20 protein-coding genes are annotated in these 18,189 nt (G+C 69.7%); 13 read left to right on the top strand and 7 right to left on the bottom strand.

What is annotated here, in order from left to right; genetic code table 11:
* The first annotated feature begins 11 nt into the window (after nt 1–11).
* From H297_RS0116515 to H297_RS0116505, 3 genes are all read left to right on the top strand, one after another.
* Nucleotides 12–1,034 carry a P1 family peptidase gene (locus H297_RS0116515; protein WP_027737966.1) on the top strand — a complete coding sequence of 341 codons (1,023 nt, stop codon included), beginning with the start codon at nt 12–14 and terminating at the stop codon, nt 1,032–1,034.
* 104 nt (nt 1,035–1,138) lie between these two features.
* Nucleotides 1,139–1,456 carry an MBL fold metallo-hydrolase gene (locus H297_RS0116510; RefSeq protein WP_158693699.1) on the top strand — a complete coding sequence of 106 codons (318 nt, stop codon included), beginning with the start codon at nt 1,139–1,141 and terminating at the stop codon, nt 1,454–1,456.
* A complete protein-coding gene (locus tag H297_RS0116505) occupies nt 1,453–1,767 on the top strand; it encodes a hypothetical protein (RefSeq protein ID WP_027737964.1) in 315 nt (104 codons plus the stop codon). Before H297_RS0116510 ends, H297_RS0116505 begins: the two co-directional genes overlap by 4 nt.
* A 47-nt stretch (nt 1,768–1,814) precedes the next feature.
* Here H297_RS0116505 and H297_RS0116500 read toward each other — a convergent pair whose 3' ends face one another.
* Both H297_RS0116500 and H297_RS36725 read right to left on the bottom strand, forming a co-directional pair.
* Nucleotides 1,815–3,320: a sulfatase family protein gene (locus tag H297_RS0116500; protein ID WP_027737963.1), complete on the bottom strand. Its 1,506-nt coding sequence runs from the start codon at nt 3,318–3,320 to the stop codon at nt 1,815–1,817.
* A gap of 59 nt (nt 3,321–3,379) precedes the next feature.
* On the bottom strand, nt 3,380–4,630 hold the full coding sequence (locus H297_RS36725) for an ROK family protein (protein ID WP_051351901.1): 1,251 nt from the start codon (nt 4,628–4,630) through the stop codon (nt 3,380–3,382).
* Nucleotides 4,631–4,764: 134 nt separating this feature from the next.
* Here H297_RS36725 and H297_RS36720 point away from each other — a divergent pair, with 134 nt between their 5' ends.
* From H297_RS36720 to H297_RS0116480, 3 genes are all read left to right on the top strand, one after another.
* Nucleotides 4,765–6,147 carry a sugar porter family MFS transporter gene (locus H297_RS36720; protein WP_051351900.1) on the top strand — a complete coding sequence of 461 codons (1,383 nt, stop codon included), beginning with the start codon at nt 4,765–4,767 and terminating at the stop codon, nt 6,145–6,147.
* A gap of 375 nt (nt 6,148–6,522) precedes the next feature.
* On the top strand, nt 6,523–6,969 hold the full coding sequence (locus H297_RS0116485) for a glutaredoxin domain-containing protein (protein WP_027737962.1): 447 nt from the start codon (nt 6,523–6,525) through the stop codon (nt 6,967–6,969).
* A gap of 182 nt (nt 6,970–7,151) precedes the next feature.
* Complete coding sequence (locus H297_RS0116480; RefSeq protein WP_051351899.1) at nt 7,152–8,018, top strand: SCO4651 family lipoprotein; 867 nt, start codon at nt 7,152–7,154, stop codon at nt 8,016–8,018.
* A gap of 195 nt (nt 8,019–8,213) precedes the next feature.
* Here H297_RS0116480 and H297_RS0116475 read toward each other — a convergent pair whose 3' ends face one another.
* Entirely contained in the window at nt 8,214–9,074 is an 861-nt protein-coding gene (locus H297_RS0116475) for an EamA family transporter (protein WP_486589539.1), read from the bottom strand.
* 118 nt (nt 9,075–9,192) lie between these two features.
* Between H297_RS0116475 and H297_RS0116470 the strand changes: the two genes are divergently transcribed.
* The 4 genes from H297_RS0116470 to H297_RS0116455 all read left to right on the top strand — a co-directional run bounded on the left by H297_RS0116470 (nt 9,193) and on the right by H297_RS0116455 (nt 11,486).
* Complete coding sequence (locus H297_RS0116470; RefSeq protein WP_051351898.1) at nt 9,193–9,669, top strand: Lrp/AsnC family transcriptional regulator; 477 nt, start codon at nt 9,193–9,195, stop codon at nt 9,667–9,669.
* A gap of 92 nt (nt 9,670–9,761) precedes the next feature.
* The gene (locus H297_RS0116465; RefSeq protein WP_027737958.1) at nt 9,762–10,130 is read left to right on the top strand and encodes a hypothetical protein; all 369 of its coding nucleotides are present in this window, start codon (nt 9,762–9,764) and stop codon (nt 10,128–10,130) included.
* 206 nt (nt 10,131–10,336) lie between these two features.
* On the top strand, nt 10,337–10,723 hold the full coding sequence (locus H297_RS0116460) for a DUF2267 domain-containing protein (RefSeq protein ID WP_027737957.1): 387 nt from the start codon (nt 10,337–10,339) through the stop codon (nt 10,721–10,723).
* 334 nt (nt 10,724–11,057) lie between these two features.
* A complete protein-coding gene (locus H297_RS0116455) occupies nt 11,058–11,486 on the top strand; it encodes a hypothetical protein (RefSeq protein WP_158693698.1) in 429 nt (142 codons plus the stop codon).
* A gap of 20 nt (nt 11,487–11,506) precedes the next feature.
* Here H297_RS0116455 and H297_RS0116450 read toward each other — a convergent pair whose 3' ends face one another.
* Both H297_RS0116450 and H297_RS0116445 read right to left on the bottom strand, forming a co-directional pair.
* Nucleotides 11,507–12,172, bottom strand: coding sequence for a nitroreductase family protein (locus tag H297_RS0116450; protein ID WP_027737955.1), 666 nt, complete (start codon nt 12,170–12,172; stop codon nt 11,507–11,509).
* 57 nt (nt 12,173–12,229) lie between these two features.
* Nucleotides 12,230–12,580 (bottom strand): cyclic-phosphate processing receiver domain-containing protein, encoded by a 351-nt coding sequence (locus H297_RS0116445; RefSeq protein ID WP_078514173.1) that lies wholly within the window; start codon nt 12,578–12,580, stop codon nt 12,230–12,232.
* A 155-nt stretch (nt 12,581–12,735) separates the two neighbouring features.
* On the opposite strand from H297_RS0116445, the gene H297_RS0116440 reads away from it, so the two are divergent.
* On the top strand, nt 12,736–13,380 hold the full coding sequence (locus H297_RS0116440; RefSeq protein ID WP_027737953.1) for a dihydrofolate reductase family protein: 645 nt from the start codon (nt 12,736–12,738) through the stop codon (nt 13,378–13,380).
* Nucleotides 13,381–14,002: 622 nt separating this feature from the next.
* On the opposite strand, the gene H297_RS0116435 is transcribed toward H297_RS0116440, so the two are convergent.
* The gene (locus H297_RS0116435) at nt 14,003–14,722 is read right to left on the bottom strand and encodes a hypothetical protein (protein WP_027737952.1); all 720 of its coding nucleotides are present in this window, start codon (nt 14,720–14,722) and stop codon (nt 14,003–14,005) included.
* Between the two features lie 340 nt (nt 14,723–15,062).
* On the opposite strand from H297_RS0116435, the gene H297_RS0116430 reads away from it, so the two are divergent.
* Complete coding sequence (locus H297_RS0116430) at nt 15,063–16,424, top strand: hypothetical protein (protein ID WP_158693697.1); 1,362 nt, start codon at nt 15,063–15,065, stop codon at nt 16,422–16,424.
* Nucleotides 16,425–16,511: 87 nt separating this feature from the next.
* Here H297_RS0116430 and H297_RS0116425 read toward each other — a convergent pair whose 3' ends face one another.
* Complete coding sequence (locus H297_RS0116425) at nt 16,512–17,405, bottom strand: NADP-dependent oxidoreductase (RefSeq protein ID WP_027737950.1); 894 nt, start codon at nt 17,403–17,405, stop codon at nt 16,512–16,514.
* Between the two features lie 70 nt (nt 17,406–17,475).
* Here H297_RS0116425 and H297_RS0116420 point away from each other — a divergent pair, with 70 nt between their 5' ends.
* Nucleotides 17,476–18,057: a TetR/AcrR family transcriptional regulator gene (locus tag H297_RS0116420; RefSeq protein ID WP_027737949.1), complete on the top strand. Its 582-nt coding sequence runs from the start codon at nt 17,476–17,478 to the stop codon at nt 18,055–18,057.
* Nucleotides 18,058–18,189 lie beyond the last annotated feature (132 nt).

Below are 18,189 nucleotides of genomic sequence, written 5' to 3'. Positions count from 1 at the left end.
AGGGCGGGCGGATGGTGCGGCGGACACAGGGACCGGTACGTCGGCTGCGGGAGGCAGGGTGGCCGGTCGGGCGGATGACGCCGGGGCCGTTCAACGCGGTCACGGATGTGCCCGGGCTGCTGGTCGGCCATACCACGCTGGAGGACGGAGACCGGGGCGTGTACTCGGGGGTGACGGCGCTGGTACCGGTGGCACTGGAGGACGCGCGGGCGGTCCCGGCCGGCTTCCACATGGTCAACGGCTATGGGAAGTTCATCGGTGCGACACAGATGATGGAGCTGGCCGAGCTGGAGACCCCGGTGCTGCTCACCTCCACGCTCTCGGCGTTCCGCGCAGCGGACGCGCTGGTCGGGTGGGTACTGGACCGGGCCGCTGCGCCGGTGACGTCACTGAACCCGGTCGTGGGCGAGATCAACGACTCCTGGCTCTCGGCGGAGCGCCGGCCGGTGACCGGGGCACACGTGCGGGCGGCACTGGAGGGAGCCGACGAGGGCCCGGTGGCGATGGGCAACGTCGGGGGCGGCACCGGAGCGTGCGCGCTGGGCTTCAAGGCAGGCATCGGCACCGCGTCCCGGGCAGTGCCGCTGAGCAGCGGACCGGCGACCGTGGGGGTCCTGGTGCAGGCCAACATGGACGGTGATCTGCGAGTGGCGGGGCGGACCGTGCTGCCCGAGGAGCTGGGGCTGGAGCGGGCCGGGCACTCCTCCCCGCGAGGCTCCTGCGTGGTGGTCGTGGCGGTGGACGTGCCGTGCACAGGCCGCCAGATGGAGCGCATCGCGGCACGCGGGGTGCTGGCGTTGGGACGGGTGGGCGCCGCGTTCAGCCACGGCAGCGGCGATTACGGGGTGGCGTTCTCCACCCGGGTCGCCGAGGCGCCGGTGGTGCTGGCGCCGGCGGACCTGGATCTGGTGTTCACGGCGGTTCTGGACAGCGTGGAGGAGGCGGTGGTCGACGCGCTTTTGGCGGCGCGCACCGTGCGGACACCCGGCGGGCGCGTCGCGCACGCCCTCCCGCACGAAGTGCTGCGGAGCTGACGCCCTGCACGGCGGACACCGGTCTCGGTACGCGGTGGGAGGACGGTGCCGGCCGGGAAGCGGAGCCGACAGGGGCGTCGGAGGGGATGATCTACGATCCGGACATGGTGGACGCTCCCCTTCTGCTCCGGGTGCTCGGCAGTGCGCCCCCCTGCCCGAGGGCGGACACCGCCTGCTCCGGCTACCTGGGCTCCCGCGGAGAGACCGGGTTCCTGACGCACTCCGCGGCCCGCAGCCCGGTCGAGTCGGCCTTCGCCGTCACCGGGTCGGGAGACGGACACCAGGTCGACGTCGACTTCCACTCGGGGCGGGCTGCGGCCCGGACCGGGGTGACGCCGCGGGCTGCAGTGCAGCTACGAGGTGGGAGCCGTTCGGGCATCCCGGCCCGGCGCGCGACGGGAGACATGGAGGTCCGAGGTTGACCACGGACGACAACGACATGCCGCTGTCGGCACCACGTGTCGACGTCGGTCCGGACGGGCGCCTGCGCGTCCCTGCCCAGGACGTCACCGCCCTGCTGCGCTCCATCGCGCGGTCCTGGGAGTACAGCACACGCCATGGGGCTCCCGTCCGCACCAGCGACAGCCAGGAGACGGTGCGCCTCGACACGGCCACCGTCCACGCTCCCACCGGCGCCCTGGATCAGGTCGCCGACGAACTCGACGTCCAGTTCATCGGGATCGCGGGCCGTACTCCCCCGCCTTCACCGCCCGCAGCAGGCACCGAGGACTGACGCAGCGCTCCTGCTCCTTCGGCCCCCACGTGCGGACAGGCGTGCCGTCATCCACGCGCCGGACCCACGCCGGTCGGGGCGTCGGCGTCCTGGGACTCGAACGCCGACAGGGTGGCGTCGTAGTCGGTCGGTACGTCGTACATGGGCGTCATCCAGTGGAAGAAGTTGTCACCACGGTCCCGCAGAAGGTGGTACAGGCGGTGCATCAGGTCCGTGCGCACTCCTCGTAGCTCCGGGTGGTCGTAGCGGTTGAGCAGCTCGTCAGGGTCGGTTTCGAGGTCGTAGAGCTCGTTGCAGGACTCCGGGTTGACCACCAGCTTGTAGCGCCGGGTGCGCAGCATGCGCTGCGGGTAGGGGAAGTGGTGACCGTGGTATTCGGCCACGTGATGGTCGTCCCACGGGGGACGCTCGCCACAGGCCAGCGGCACCAGGCTCCGGCTGTCCACGGCGGGCGCCGGGCTGCTGCCGGCGAGTTCCAGGATGGTCGCGGTGCAGTCGGTGAGGGAGACGAACTCGTCGCGCACCTGGCCGGGGACACCGCCGGGAACCCGCAGCAGCGCGGGGATGCGGTAGATGTCCTCGTACATCGCCGGACCCTTGTCGTGCAGCCGGTGGGCTCCGGTGAACTCTCCGTGGTCGGCGGTGAAGCAGACCGCGGTGCGCTGTTCCAGTCCCAGCTCGCGGCAGGCGTCCAGGATGCGCCCGATCTGTTCGTCGATCAGCGTGACATATCCCCAGTACGCCGCGATCAGCTTCCGGCTGTCCTCGATCGGCATCGTGTCGAACGCCCACAACTTGCTGTAGTTGCTCTGCACCGGCGGCTTGCCCGCGAAGGTCTCCCCCACGGAGGCGGGCATCCGCACCAGATCCGGGTCGTACATGTCGAAGTACGCGTCGGGGAGGATGTACGGCAGGTGCGGGCCGAAGAAGTGGGCGGCGAGGAAGAACGGTCGGCCCTCGCCTGCGCGCTCGGCCCCGGCGAACCGCTGGAGCATCTCGATGGTGCGCGTCGCCAGGTAGTACTCGAAGGTGGCCTCGACCGGCTGGTGCAGGCGGGCCGCGAGAAGGTTGCCCGGGCTGCCGTTGGGGGTCGTGCCGCGCATCCGGTCGCTGATGCGGTAGTCGGGAAGGCCGTTCTCCTCCAGGTAGGCCAGGTAGTCGGGGTGATCGACGGGGTTGTGCCAGCCGGCCAGGTCAGGGCCCTCGAACCCGTAGTCGGCGGCGGTCCGCCGCACACCACCGTGCCACTTGCCGAGCAGGCCCACGTTGTAGCCCTCGCGGCGGAGCTGCTCGGAAAAGGTGAACTGGCCCTCGGCGAGGTCTTCGCTGTACCCGACATTGCGCTCGCGGTTGGCGAGGAGCTTGTGCCGGAAGGGAGCCGCACCGGTCAGCAGGCTGGCACGCGCCGGGGTGCAGATGGCGGTGGGGGTGTAAGCGCTGTCGAACCGGGTGCCCTCGGCGGCGAGACGGTCCAGGTTGGGGGTGCGCACGTGCGGGTTGCCGTACGCCCCCAGGGTGTCGACCCGGTGCTGGTCTGTCATGAGGAAAAGCATGTTGTGGCGCACGGCGGTGCCTTTCGGGGTCGTACGTGTGCGGTCGGGCAAGAAGGCCGTCAGGACGCCGCCGTGGCGGGGGCCGGTTCGGGGGACGCGCCGGGGGCGGCCGCGTCGGGTGTCGGGTATCCGGCCAGCAGCGGGGACTCGTGGAAGACGAGAGCCAGCGCGCCGAGGGCTCCGGCCCGGTCGGCCAGCGCGGCCGGCACCAGCCGCACGCCGCGGTGGACACGCGTGGGTGCGTACCGGCGGAAGACCGACTCGACGGGGCCGAGGAAGACGCCGCCCAGTGCGGCGACCTCACCTCCCAGCACGACACGCTGCGGATTCGCGGTACTGCAGGCGGCGGCGAGCGCGCGGCCGACCGCGTGCGCGGCACGTTCCAGGGCAGCGCACTCCGTGTCCGCACCAGCGGTCACGGCTGCTGCGAAGCGGTCCCAGCTTCGCCGTCCCGCTGCACGCAGCAGCGCGGGGACGGCAGCGATCTGCTCCACGCAGCCGCGCCCGCCGCACCAGCAGCGGGACTCTTCCGGGTCGACGCTGATGTGGCCGATCTCGCCTGCCGCGCCCTGCGCGCCCCGGAAGAGCCGGCCACCCACCACGAGGCCGCCACCGACGCCGTGGGACAGCGTCACGTGCAAAGCGTCACCGGCGCCGCGCGCGGCACCCCAGATCGCTTCCCCGAGCGCGGCGAGACGGACGTTGTTGTCGGCGAGAACGGGCACGTCGAGAGCCTCGGCAACCGTGTCCGCAACCACCTGACGGCGCCGCGGCACTCCGTGTCCCGGGTCGGTCGAGGCGCCGCCGCCTCTCCCGCCGGCGGTCTCACCGGGACCGGGCGTTCCGATGCCGACGCCGCCGAGTCCGGCGAGCTCGATCCCCTTCCGGTCGGCAAGGTCGTACAGCAGCTCCAGGGAGGCCGCCGCCTGCTCCCGCGCGCTTGTCCGCCGAGCACAGTGGATCCCCTCGAACGCGGTGACCTCATGGGCCGCGTCGGCGATCGCGACCTTGATCCGCTCACGGCCCAGTTCGATCCCCACGGCCTGCGCCGAGTGTGGGTTGAGGGCGAGCTGCTGCACAGGACGTCCGCGGCCCGCGGGACCTGTATCCGACGGAGCGGGGCGCTCCGACACGACCTGATCCGCCAGGAGTTGTCCGATGATGCCGGACAGCGTGGTACGGGAGAGCCCGGTGGCCGCGGACACATCGGCCCGGCTGCTGGGTCCTTGCCGACGGAGCACGTCGAGCACGCGGTTGACGTGACCGTAGCGCAGTTGGCGCAGCACGGTGAGGTTCTCGTCCACTGCCATGGGGGTCATCGTCCCCACCCCTCGCATTTTCGTCAACACTCAGAACATTAATCCAAGGAGTGTGCGCCACCCCCTTGATTTCCGACGGGCTGTTGACACTAATGAGGCGCAGCCGTCAAGCAAGGGAGCTCGTCATGCCTGCCGTCACGCCGGCCACGGAGCACAGCGCCACGGGCCTGAGCACACGTTCGCGCCGCACCTTCCTGCTGTACCTGTGCGGCGCGTTCGGCGGCCTGCTCTCCGGTTACGACATGGGCATCGTCGCCGGCGCGCAACTGTTCCTCACCCGCGACCTCCACCTGAGCCCCTGGATGCAGGGAGCGTTCGTCAGTTCGCTGATGATCGGGGCCGTCGTCGGCTGCTTCGGCGCGGGCCCCGCCACCGACCGCTGGGGGCGCCGCCCGGTGATGCTGGTGACCGCCGTGGTGTTCGGCGGCGGCGCGCTGGGGATGGCCCTGTCCACCACACCCTGGATGCTCATCGCCTTCCGCGCCGCGACCGGTGTCGGTGTCGGCACAGCGTCCGCGGTGATTCCCAGCTATCTCTCCGAGTTGGCGCCCACACGCATCCGTGGCCGGGTCTCCACGCTCAACCAGATGATGATCGCGGTCGGCATCTTCGTCTCCTACCTGACCTCTTATGCCCTCTCCGACGCGGGTGCGTGGCGGTGGATGCTCGGCCTGGCCGTGGTGCCCGCAGCCGTGCTGTACGCGGGCATGTGGCCTCAGCCGGAGACCCCGCGCTGGCTCGTCGCGCACGGCCGTGACGACGAGGCCCGCGCCGTCCTGCTCAGGCTTCGCGGCCCGGAAGAAACCGAGGCGGAACTGCGCGACATCCGCGCGGCCGCACAGGCAGGACGCGAACGCCGGGGGCGCGTACGCGAACTGTTCGCCGACCGCCGTGTGCGCCGCGGCCTCGGCATCGCCGTCGCCATGGCCGTCATCCAGCAGGTCATCGGCTCCAACACCATCGTCTTCTACGCTCCGACGATCCTCAAAGCCGCCGGCTTCGGCGACTCCGCCGCGCTGCTCAACAGCGTCGGACTCGGCGCCCTGTCGATCTGCACCACGTTCGTCACCGGCCGCCTGGTCGACCGGGTGGGGCGCAAACCCCTCCTGCTCACCGGCCTCGTCCTGATGGTCGCCAGCATGAGCACCCTGTGCGTCGTCTTCTCCCTCCACCTGCTGGATCTGAATGCGGGCAAGGCAGCCGCCGTCGCCGCCCTCGCGGTCTTCAAGGTGGCCTACTCGCTCAGTTGGGCTCCGCTGCTGTGGGTCATGCTCCCCGAGCTCTTTCCGCTCCGGGTGCGCAGCATCGGCGTCAGCGTCGGCTCCGGCACCAACTGGGCAGCCAACTTCGCCGTCTCCCTGGTCTTCCCCGTCCTGCTCACCGCCGGGGCCGGGGCAGCCTTCGCCCTCTTCACCGGCATCTGCGTCCTGGCCTTCGCCTTCACCGCCGTCTTCATACGAGAGACCGCGGGCCGCTCCCTGGAGGCCCTGGAGCGGGCCACTGTGTGAGCCGCCCCGCCTCGTGGTCTCCAGGTGACTCCTGCACCGCACCCGCACGTCGCCTGGACCCACCACGCCCGCCCCGCGGCGCCGACATCCAGGAGCCAGCCGTGAAGTGGTGCGCCGACCAGGTTCGACAGCTCGCTCGGCTCCCCTCTTCGGACGACGGCGGCCTCGTTCAGGGTCTGCTCCTTGTCAGCCACGAAGTCGACGGGCCAGGGAATGGCAGGTCCCCGAGGGGCACCTCCTCAGCGCACCGGCCGACGTCGGACATCGGTATCTCGACGCACAGCCGGATGCGGGGCATGCAGGGCCGGCCGGTGCGGCCTTGCAGCGGACGGCCGGCTCGGAGGCCATGGTGGGGCAGCGGTAATCTTGGCCGACATGAGGCGTGCCTGGTCTGTGCCCGCGCTGTTGGTGCTGTGCGGTCTTGCCGTTGCCACGTGGCTGATGTCGAGGGGAGAGCCCGGCGCAGCCACAGCGCTTCTGCTGGCGTACGTGCTGTTCGCAGGCATGAACTCGCCTCTGTTCTTCCCCAGGTCCATCGGTGCGGCCGAGGCACGGCGCCGCAGCACGGTGGACGGACGGCCAGTCGTCTACTGGCGGCCTGGTTGCACGTACTGCCTACGGCTGCGCATCCGGTTGGGCCGCAGCGCTCGCACGCTCCACTGGGTGAACATCTGGCGTGACTCGGCCGGTGCAGCAGAGGTGAAGGCAGCCAACGGTGGCAACGAGACCGTCCCTACTCTCGTCGTGGCGGGCCGGCCGTACACCAATCCCGATCCCCGGTGGGTTCGCACGCTTCTCCCCCGCTTGGACAGCGAGGTCTGACGGCTGTCGCCCCCACCCCCTGCGACCCCGGCAGTGGTTGGCGCCGCACGGTCGACAGCCCGATCCCCCTCCCGGTACGGCCTCGTCCCGCTGCCGCCCGCCAGGGAATGCGGCATGCCCGCCCCGGACGGGGGAAGTCGTGACGGAGTCGACCATCTGACATCCATGGGGAGTGGAGACGTATGGGGTTCGCGAATGCCGTTACTCAGCGCATGGTCGCCGGCGGAGCAGGCCTGGTGACCGGAGTTCTCCTGGTGACCGGCTGCGGGGGCGACGGAGGTGGCAAGGAGGACCAGAAGGAGGACGGGTCCGCCGCCACCCAGCAGAGCACTGCCAAGGCCGTGCAGACCACGCACAAGAGAACCGCGGAGGCGAAGACCGCCAAGATCGACCTTACGGTCACGGCCTCGGGAAGCCAGAGCAAGACCCTCAGCGGTGACGGTGTCATGAACTTGCAGAACGGCGCCAGCCGCTTGGAGATGGGAGTCGGAGGGGAACGTCTCCAGCAGCGTGTCGTCGGCAAGACCCTGTACCAGAAACTTCCCAAGAAGGCTGCCGCCCAGCTTCCTGACGGCAAGACATGGTCGAAGATCGATCTGAAGAAGTTGCAGGCCAACAGCGGCGACGGCCAGGCGGGCGTGCAGAATCCGGCGGACTCCCTCGCCTACTCCGAGTCCCTTTCCGACAAGGACGTCAAGAAGCTCGGCACCGCGGACGTGAACGGCACCAGGACCACCCACTACCGGGTGCGACTCGACCTGTCGAAGCTCGCCAAGGGCGATGCCGCGCAGGAGAAGAAGCTTCGTCAGCAGCTCGGCGACGACGTGCCGGTCGAGCTGTGGATCGACGACGAGGGACGAACCCGGCGCCAGCAGGTAGAGGTGACCGTCAAACCCGCCAAGGGCGAAGAATCCGCCAAGTCGACGAAGGTCAAGACCGTTGTCGACCTCTCCGACTTCGGCACCAAGGTCGACGTCGAGGCACCGCCGTCCGGTGAGACCGCCGACATGACCGACGAACTGGCCAAGGGCAGCGGCCAGTCGGCATGACCCCGCCCTCATCGCCCTCTCCGCACGAGCCGCTGCCTTTCCGGTAGGCCGAACGTTGCGGTGAACGATGGGTTGTCGCAGCCGCAGGCAGGCTCCGACGACGAGGCTCCCCGCCCGGTGCAACCACTGACCGGCGGGGAGCCTGCGCAGTTTCCGCCGCCGTGAAGCTGGAGGGAGAGCGGGTGGTCGGCGAGTTCAGTTCGTGTCGCCCGCGGAGGAGGCGTCACGATGCAGCGCCACGCCCGCGACGACAAGAACCACGCCGACGGTTTCCGGCAGCGACGGGAATTGGGCCAGCACGACGACTCCGACAACGACGGCAGTGGCGGGGAGCAGGGAGACCAGCAGCGCGTAGGTGCCGCGCCGCAGGCGGGCCATCGCCATCTGGTCGCACGCGTACGGGATCACGGACGAACACACTCCCACCCCGACCGCGGCGGCCGCCAGCCGTGGATCCGTGAAGGCCACCGACGCCTGCCGCACCCCGAAGGGCAGCGCGCACGCCGACGCGACCAGCATGGCCAGGGCCAGCCCGTCGATGCCGCTCACCGCGGGGTGCTGCGCGGCGCGGTGGGCCAGGACGACGTAGACCGCGAAGAGCACGGCGTTGGCCCCGGCGAAGGCCAGGCCCACCGGTTCGGCCACCAGGTGCACGTCGGTGACGAGGTAGACGCCGCCGGCGGCCGCGATCAGAGCCACCAGATTGCGCCACTCGCGGACGGCGTAGGCGGCCAGGACGACGACGGGCAGGAATTCGATCGCGGCGACGGTACCCAGCGGAAGCCGGTCGATGGCGAGGTAGAAGCAGCTGTTCATCACCGCCAGCACTGCTCCCCACCAGACCAGCAGACGCCGGGTGGCCGCGTCCGCGTCACGCCACCCGCGCCATGGTCTCCGCCACAGCGCGAAGACAGCAGCCGCCGAGACGATGCGCAGCCACGCCACCCCGAGCGGCTGGACCCGGGTGAACAGCATCACGGCGAACGCCGGGCCGAGGTAGTGGAAGACGGCACTGCCCACGAAGTAGGCGTGCGCGGGAAGGCGGGAGCGTGGCAAGCGGGCAGGTGGCGTAGCTTCATCAGCCGACATGGATGCCACCCTAAGAAGCCACGAGCGACAATCACATGAACAGTCGACGGCTTGCATCCCGAATCGTTTTCCAGGAGGAAAGAGAATGCGCGCACCTGCTTCCAAGAGCGAAAACGCCGCTTCGGTGCTGGACGAGCTCGGGCGCGCCCTGCTCCGCCGGCTCGCCGAGGATCCACGCCGCAGCGCCTCGGAACTGGCTCGCGACGTGGGTGTCTCCGCTCCCACCGTGCGAGAGCGCATTCGCCGGATGGAGGAGACGGGCGTGATCCGCGGCTACCGCCTCGATGTCGATCCCGCGGCGCTCGGGCTCCCCGTGACTGCGTGGGTACGGCTGCGACCGGGGCCCGGACAGATGAGCCGCATCGCCGAGCTGGCCGAGCGAACGCCGGAGGTCAGCGAGTGCCATCGCATCTCCGGTGAGGACTGCTTCCTTCTGAAGGTTCACGTGGCGGAGGTCGCCGGCCTCGAAGCTGTCCTTGACCGCTTCCTCGTCCATGGGCAGACAACCAGTTCCCTCGTCGTCTCCACCCCTGTGCCACCGCGGCCTATGCTGCCCGTGTGAGACCCGCCGCCCCGGAGCGGAGTGCAGCCCCGTCCAGCGAGTCCCCTCCACCTGTTGATCAGACCGGCAGCGTTCGGGGAACACAGGGACGCATGACTCTTCAGCACCCCTCGGATCGTGGCGGGGAGCACCGCGACCGCTTCGCACGCCTCGCGGAGACCGCCTCGAACCTGACCAGCTCCCCCTTGTTCTTCTTGCTGTGCCTGGTCCTGATCACCGGCATGCTCATCGTCCATCTGGTGCATCTCCCGGTGCCCTGGCTGATCTTCGCGGGCGACGTGCTGACCTCCGTCAACCTCCTCATGCTGGCCCTGTTGAAGAACTCGGAGCGGCGCGCGGAAGCCGCTCTCCAGCGCAAGCTGGACGCGATTGCGGCGGCACTGCTGGAGTCGCAGGAAGGCGCGTCGCACCAGGCGCGGGACTCCTTGCGTGAGGCGATCCGTCTTGAGGAGGAGCTGTGAACCGGGGGCTCCGACCCACCGCCCGGGAGCATGAGACAGGAGGCGGGGAACCCGCGCCGCAGAGCGCCTGGATACATGTGTCCGATCAGCCGACGGTGTGCTGCCTGCGGTGCTCGCACGTGCGAATGAAGCACTGATGAATAAGACCAGTGCTGACGGGAAACCGGGACCTCCAGCAACAGACGCAGAGCGACTGAGAGGTTTCCATGCGCGACGACGAGTTCCTGGCACTGGTCCGGGACCAGGGCGGCTACACCGATCAGGACGAGGCCCGGAAGGTCACGGAAGCGGTCCTGGGTGTGCTGGCCTCACGCATCACCGCCGACGAAGCCCAGGATCTGGCCGACCAGATGCCCACACCGCTGGACCGGCCGTTGCGAGGCAGCGGAGTCGATGCGGAGGCCAGCGGCGAGGCGTTCGGCGTCGAGGAGTTCTACCGACGTGTCGCAGAGCGGACCTCGTCGAGTGCGGAAGCCGGGCGGACACACACCACGGCGGTCCTTTCCGCTCTACCGCAGGCGGTGTCCGCAGGACAGGTGCGACACGTCGTCACACAGCTCCCCGAGGACTTCGCCGTCCTCTTCAACCGTTAGACCGCGCTCCGGATGTCGACACGGAGACGTCGCCGCACCCCGTAGTCCGACCGCCCCACACCTGCCCGTAGGCGGTGGCATACGCTTCGCAGGCAGTTGCATGGCAACCAGGGGGGCTCGTGAAGCGTACGGCGTGTGAAACAGTGGCCGCGAGGGTGGTTGCCGGGCTACTGACCGGCACATCGGCGGCATGCGGATCCGAGAAGGAGTCGCGGGACGACGCAGGTGAGGGGACCGCCTTCCCAGCGCCCACGCCGCCTGCTCGTGCGGATCGCGTACGCGACATACCGCAGACCGTCGCGTAAGCACGTCCCAGTCACTCACGGAGATACCCATGAATCCCGCTTCGCCCCCGCCCGCCCCCAGTCAGAGCGGCTCCGGGCACCGTCCGCCCGGATACGGGCCGACGCCGATGCCTACGAGTGTGCGGGCAGCCAGGATCGTGGCCTTCGTCGTCGCGGTGCTCTCCGTTGCCGCCTCCGTACTGGCCGGCGTACTCGGCGACTCCCGACTCGCCGGAGCCGTCATGGGCGCGAACCTGCTGAACCTTGTGCTCGGGATGCTCGCCTTCGGCTTCTCCGCGGGGCGGAACGGGCTGCGCATCACCTGCATCGTGCTCGCCGCGATGCAAGTTCTCTTCACCTTCGGTGCGTTGACCCGCCTGGCCGGAGGTGGCGGTCTCCTGCCCTTGGCCGCCGACATCGCGCTGATCGTTCTGCTGGCGCAGTCGTCGGCGAAGACCTGGTTCAAGCGGGACCGCTAGGCGACCGGCGGACATGACGGTCACCTTCCGATGAAGCTCACGGTTTCCGTCATGTCCGCCCGCCCGGTGCGCAGCCGGGACACGCCTTCCTTCTCGAACCCGATCGACACACCGCACAACAGCACCAGCCCGTCGTCGGCTCCGACTGTCCGGCTGACGGTCTTGCGGTACATCGTCCACATCACCTGCGGGCAGGTGTGCAACCCTTCCGCTCTCGACAACAGCATGACCGTCTGCACGTACATGCCCACGTCCGCCCACTCTCCGGGCCCCATCGTCCGGTCGAGGTAGCAGAACAGCACGACCGGCGCCCCGAACGCCTCCGAGTTCAAGGCGGCAATCCTTCTGGGCCTGTCGGGGTCGTCGCGCTCGATTCCCAACGTTTCGTACCGCTGGGCGGCAGCCGCGGAAAAGCGTTCCAGGTACGGTGAGGTCAGTGCGGCCGGATACATCGGATACTCCCGCTCGTCGCCCGGGTCTCCCGCCAGCGCCCTGGCCGTCGCACGCTTCTTCAATTCGGCCAAGGGCTCGCCGCTCACCACGTACACATGCCACGGCTGAAGGTTCCCACTCGACGGGGCCCGGGCCGCTGCCGTCAGCACTCGTTCGAGTACTTCACCGGGTACCGGCTCATCGCTGAACGCCCGCACGGCCCGGCGGCTGTCCACGGCCTCGTACACGTCCATGGGGTTCTCGTCCTCTCGCTCATCGACAGCTACCAGCCCGCCCGGAGGGAGCGGATGTCAGCTCTCCTGGGCCACTGCCCGGCGGACGTGGTAGCCCCACCGTGTGAGGGCACGGACGACGGTCTGCGAACCGATGGGGTTGGCGCTGTGCACGTAGACCGTTCCGATGAGGAAGGGCCGTCCCTCGAAGGCGGCTTCCTCCAGGAGAGTCACCACGGGCAGGATGCTGTCGTCCCCGCCGAGGTCGTGGTCGAGCCAGAGTTCGTCGACGTAGCGGCCGCGGTGTTCCTCAAGAAGGTCGACACCTTCCCGGCTGGTGCGGGCGATCCGTGTGGCCCTGGGAAGGGGGCGCAGGTCGTCGATGCCGAGAACGACGTGCGCCGGCGTCGAGGCAGTGTCCTCTGTCACCGGGCCATCATCTCCCAGAAGCGGCCGCGGAGGGCAGCCGGAGGCGGGCGGAAGTCATCGGGTCAGCAAACCTGCCGACCGGTGGCCGAGGGAGCGATGAGTTTTCCCGAGCCGGAGAGTCTCATTCATGTTGTACGACAGCACAGGAGGAACACGTGGCTCAACTACTCAGAGTCCAGAATTTCACCGTCTCCAGCGACGGCATCGGGGCCGGCGAGGACCAGACCTTCGAGAGGCCGTTCGGCCATGTCGATCCCACGCAGCTCTTCGCATGGGCCGGTGCCACAGCGAGCTGGCCCATGCGCACGGATTCTGGTGGGAGCCGGGGTCTGGACGACTACTTCACTCGGGACTTCTCGCGCAACATCGGCGCCGAGATCATGGGGCGTAACAAGTTCGGACCCCAGCGCGGCCCTTGGCGCGACCACGAGTGGCGCGGCTGGTGGGGGGACGAACCCCCTTTCCACACTCCGGTGTTCGTCATGACACACCACCAGCGTCCGTCGTTCACGCTGTCCGACACCACCTTCCACTTCGTCGACGGGGACCCGGCCACGGTTCTCGACCAGGCGCGCAAGGCGGCACAGGGCAAGGACGTGCGACTCGGCGGCGGGGTCACCACCATCCGGCAGTTCCTCGACGCCGACCTCGTCGACACCCTGCATGTGGCCGTCTCGCCGGTGCAGCTCGTGTCGGGACTGAAACTGTGGGAGTCCCCCGATGACCTGCTCGACCGATTCCATCTGGAGGTCGTGCCCAGCCCGAGCGGCGTCTCGCATCACCTGTTCTGGAGAAAGTGACCCGCTCTTGCAGCGGCTGACGCAATGAGGTGGATGGGTCCTGGTCGCGGTGTCCTGGGCCGGAGTTGAAGGTGTGCTCCGGGGTGCGGGTACGCCGCGTTACGGCGTGTCGGACGAGCTGTGGGACCGCCTGGCGCCACTGGCGGCCGCAGCGTGAGCGCGGGTCCGGTCTCCCGGCCACACGTCTGCTGCCGGACCAGAACCGTGCTGTGCCGACATCTTGTACGTGGTATTGCACACCGGGATCCATCCCCCGTGTCCCCGTCCGCCGGCACTTCCGCCCGACCGAACAGCGCGAGCACGTGCCGCTCGGTGCGGTCGTTGTGTTCGGGACTCCGGATCCCCACGTGAGACGTGCGGGTCATGGCGTGATCAACTCTCAAGGCATGCACCTCCTCCACGGGGCGGAGACGACCAGGTGCCGCACCGTGAGCAAGAAGCGCTGGCCGTAGCGCAGTGCCCGTGGACGCGCACCATCCCGGTGCCCACACGTCGACCACGGGACTGCGAGGCCCGCGATCGACGGGAAAGACAGCTTCTCCAGCAGGAGCGGGCCTGTCCTCGACAAGCGGCATCCTGGTCGTCATCACGCACCTTCTCCTACCGGCCTGACGGCCCGGCCTCACTTCAGGTGTCGGCCGAAGAACCGGTCCCCGTCCTCCACCTCGAACCACGGGGTGCCGGTGTGCCCGCCCAGGTTGGCGTGCAGCGTCTTCTCCCGGCTGCCGAAGGTGTCGAACAGCTCCAGGGCCCGTTGCCGGGGGTTTCCTTCGTCGTCCCACTGCAGCAGGAACAGCAGCGGAATGGTGACCTGCCGGGCCTCCCGGCGCTGGGCGCGGGGCACATGACCCCCGGCGAAGAAACCGGCAGCCGCAATGCGCGGCTCGACCAGCGCCAGCCGAATGCCGACGGCGGTCCAGCCCGAGTACCCGACGGGGCCGCCGATCCCGGGCAGCACAAGAAGGGCTTCCAAGGCGGTCTGCCATTCCGGGACCGCTTTCTCGACCAGTGGGCCGATGAGGGACTCGAAGATCTCGTCGGTCGGCCCACCCGACCGCACAGCCCGGCGGAGGTCGGCACGGGCCTGCTCGTCAGCGGCGGAACGGGGCCGGTCACCGCATCCGGCGGCGTCGATGGTGGCCACCGCGTATCCGCTCGCCGCGGTGTGCCGGGCTCGGGCCACGAGTCGGGGTTCCGCCTTGGGGAGGCCGTTGTTGTGGGCCATCAGGATCAGCGGAGCCGGAGCGGAGCCGGGCGTCCACAGAGTGCCGGGGATCTCGCCGAGGGTGAATTCGCGTGCGAGGACGCCGTCGTCGAAGCGTCGTGCGGAAGTGAACTGCATGGTCGTGCCTTTCGGGAGAGCTCTTGGACGGCGCTCCCGGACGACCTATCGCCCGACCGTGACCCCGAAGGGGAGCACCCATGTCGATACTGCGTTCACGGGTACCACCTCCTCGTTCTCTCGCACGGCCTCCGGGAAGCTAGCAGCGGTCACCGTGGTCCGCCAAACGATTTCTGCGCAGGCGCCGTTGCCGACGCCGCGAGCACATCGGCGACCGCACCTCCGGGCCCACCAGTCGGCCCGCCACCCGCTCTTCCCACTCCCCTGCCACCCCCGCCCCGGGCGCCATCGCACGGACACCACGCGGAGCGCGCACCCGGTCGTATTACAGTCGGTGTGCATGGATGCAGGCCTCCCCTCCAGGCGTCAGCTGTTGAGCGTGGTCGCCCTCGCCGGAGCCACAGCGCTCCCCGGTTGTGCGACGAACAGCCCTGACAGGTCGAAGGGCGGTGGAAAGGGAAAGCCGTCACCCACCCCTTCCACCACCGACCTCGCCCGCCTCGGCAACGGCCCGCCTGCCGACGCGGCCGCCTCCGCGCGCTCACCGGCGGACGCCTGGCGCTACACGCACCTTGCTGATTCCTGGAACGGTTCGTACGAGGCGCTCGCTGCCACCTCCCGCGACGACGTGTGGGCGCTGGGTATCCGCGGCAAGCGGAAGGACAGCACGAAATTCACCCTCCTGTTCCTGGACCACTGGGACGGTGAGCGGTGGCATCATCGGCCGCTGCCCGATGGTTTCACCGCGAAGAGCGGGCCTTACGCACTCGCTGCGGGCGGTCCGGACGATCTCTGGCTCGCGAGTGGCTCGACAGACGGAGCCGGCCCCTCCGCACACCACTGGGACGGCAGGAAGTGGCGGACCCTGCCCACCCCGCCGGCGGTGAAAGGGCAGGCCACCGGGGGCGACGAGCTCTCCGGGTCCTGGCTCGCCGCGGCCGGCTCCCGGCTGTGGCTCTGCGTCGGCGGTAAGACGCTCCACTGGGACGGGCATGCCTGGCACGTGCCCGAACTCCCCTTCCGTGCGGCGGCGCTCACCTCCGCCCGTCCTGAGGGACCGCACGACGCGCCCCGGGCCTGGGTCGTGGGACTGGTGGACACCGACTGCGGGTCCGGCGAGTGCTACCCCCAGCCGGCCAGCGCTCGTTGGGCGGACGGCGGCTGGCAGCGACTGGACACACCGGCCTACCGCTTTCCCGACCCCGTACCTCCGGAGGCGAGCGCTTCCCTCGACACAGTCGTCCACGACGCCGAGCACAAGCGCCTGTGGGCCCTCGGCCGCACCGACTTCAACCACGGCGAGGTCGACGAGGAACCCGATACTCAGACCATCGTGCTGACGGGCGACGGCAGCAGCTGGGCCAAGCACCGTGTGCCCCGGATGAGCCGTGGCATCGACACCGCCACCACGGTTCCTGACGGGACCGGCAGTCTGCTGCTGGACTCGCAGAACCGGCTCACGAAGCACGGGAAGGTCAAGCGTCTGGACGATCCTGACAGGCTCCCCGGCCCGCCCGGACACCCCTCGCCGACCCGGGAGAAGTACGACTCCGGACAGCCGATGGAGTGCGCTGCCGTGTGTCTGGTCCCCGGCACCCGCACGGTGCTGGCGGCCGGCGCGGTGCGCTTCTTTCTGCCCGACAGCGGCGATCAGCCCCTCCGCCCCATGCTCGCGCGGTACGACGCGGAGGGTAACGACTGAGCCGGCCCAGGAGACCGGCCTCGCGGTGAGGTGCCCTCCTGCCGCCGAGGGCCCCCACCTCGAAACCCGGGCCGGGCCGGAATCGACTCAGACGACCATCACGCGGCGCCCGCGCGCGTGGCCGGCCTGGCTGTCGATGTGCGCCGCCGCGGCGTCGGCGAGCGGGTACGACTTCTCAACCGGGATGTGCAGCTTCCCCCGTGAGATGAGACCGGCGGCCTCGGCGAGTGCCTCCGGCACGCTTCCGGCCACGCCGGAGAAGCGGACGCCGAGCTCCGGCGCGGCGAGATCGGCGATGGAGATCACCTTCCGCGGATCCCCCGTCAGCTCGACGAGTTCGCGGATCACGCCCGAGCCGGCCAGGTCGAGAGCGGCGTCGACAGGGCCGAGCTGTCGCACCCGCTCGACCCAGCCCGCGCCGTACGTCGTGGCGACGGCACCGAGGCTACGCAGATAGTCCTGGTTCCCGGCCCCGGCCGTGCCGATGACGGTGATGCCCCGCTCGCGGGCGATCTGGAGCACCGCGGAACCGACTCCCCCGGATGCGCCGCTGACCAGCAGAGTCTGTCCCGGCTGCACACCGACCTCCCGGATGATGCGCAGCGCGGTCTCCACCACGGAGGGGTACCCGGCTGCTTCTTCGAAGCTCAGCCCCTCGGGCATGCGCGCCCAGGCCGACAGCACGGCGAACTCGGCGTAGGTGCTGGTTCCTTCCCCGAACACGTGGTCACCGACCTCGATCCCTTCGACGCCCTCACCGACCTCGTCCACCACGCCGGAGGCGTCGAGCCCGACTCCGGCGGGCAGCACGGTCGGATGAGCCCCCAGGATCTGGCCTTCCCGGACTCTCCAGTCGACGGGGTTCACACCCGCCGCCCGCACGGCGATACGTATCCGTCCGGGGCCCGCATGGGGCTCCGCGGCGTCGATGAGGTGCAGCACTTCCGGACCGCCGAACTCGGCGTAGCTCACTTTCTTCATGCGGCCGACCATAACACTAACTGTTAGCTTTTCGAATCCGTTCCATTCTTGGCCTTGATAGTGTCGACGCATGACCGTGCCGACCGGACGCCGTGAGCGCAAGAAGGCCGCGACCCGCCGAAAGATCGCCGACACCGCTCTGCGGCTCTTCCTTGACCGCGGGTACGACGCGGTGGGCATCCGTGACGTGGCCGCCGAGGCCGACGTAGCCGTCACCACGCTCTTCTCCCACTTCGCCTCGAAGGAGGCCCTGGTCTTCGAGCAGGACGACGACTTCGAGCAGCGCCTCGCGCAGGCCGTCAGCCGGCGGGCACCTGATGAGCCGCTCATCCCCGCACTGCGCCGTGAGGTCCAGGCCCTGGTGCGGCACTGCACGGCGGACAGTGCCGCACCGATCTGGCGCATGATCGACGAGTCACCCGCCCTGCGGAAGTACGAGGAGTCGATGAGGCTGCGCCACGCGGAGACGCTGGCGGCTGCCATCGCCGCCGATCCGGAACCGGCGCAGACCGCGACGGCGAGCCGGACGATCGCGAGATTCGTCATCGATGCCTATGCGCTGGCCCGTGAGGCGGCCGAGCCGGAGGCCGCGGTGGACGAGATCTTCCGGATGATCGAGGCCGCCTGGGCTGCCGCCGCCCCCTCGCAGTAGCCGGGGCGCCCGGCCAAGGGCCGCCGACGGTGCAGCCGGGCTCCGGATGCCGACACCGAGGCGGCCGCTTACGCTCGAACCACCCGGACCGAGCTGGTCACCGCGGACCATCGCGCGAACGACCCGTCCTGT

This window comes from Streptomyces sp. CNT360, from assembly GCF_000424785.1.
The sequence above is the reverse complement of the archived record's forward strand: the minus strand, read 5'-3'. Positions and strand labels throughout refer to the sequence as shown.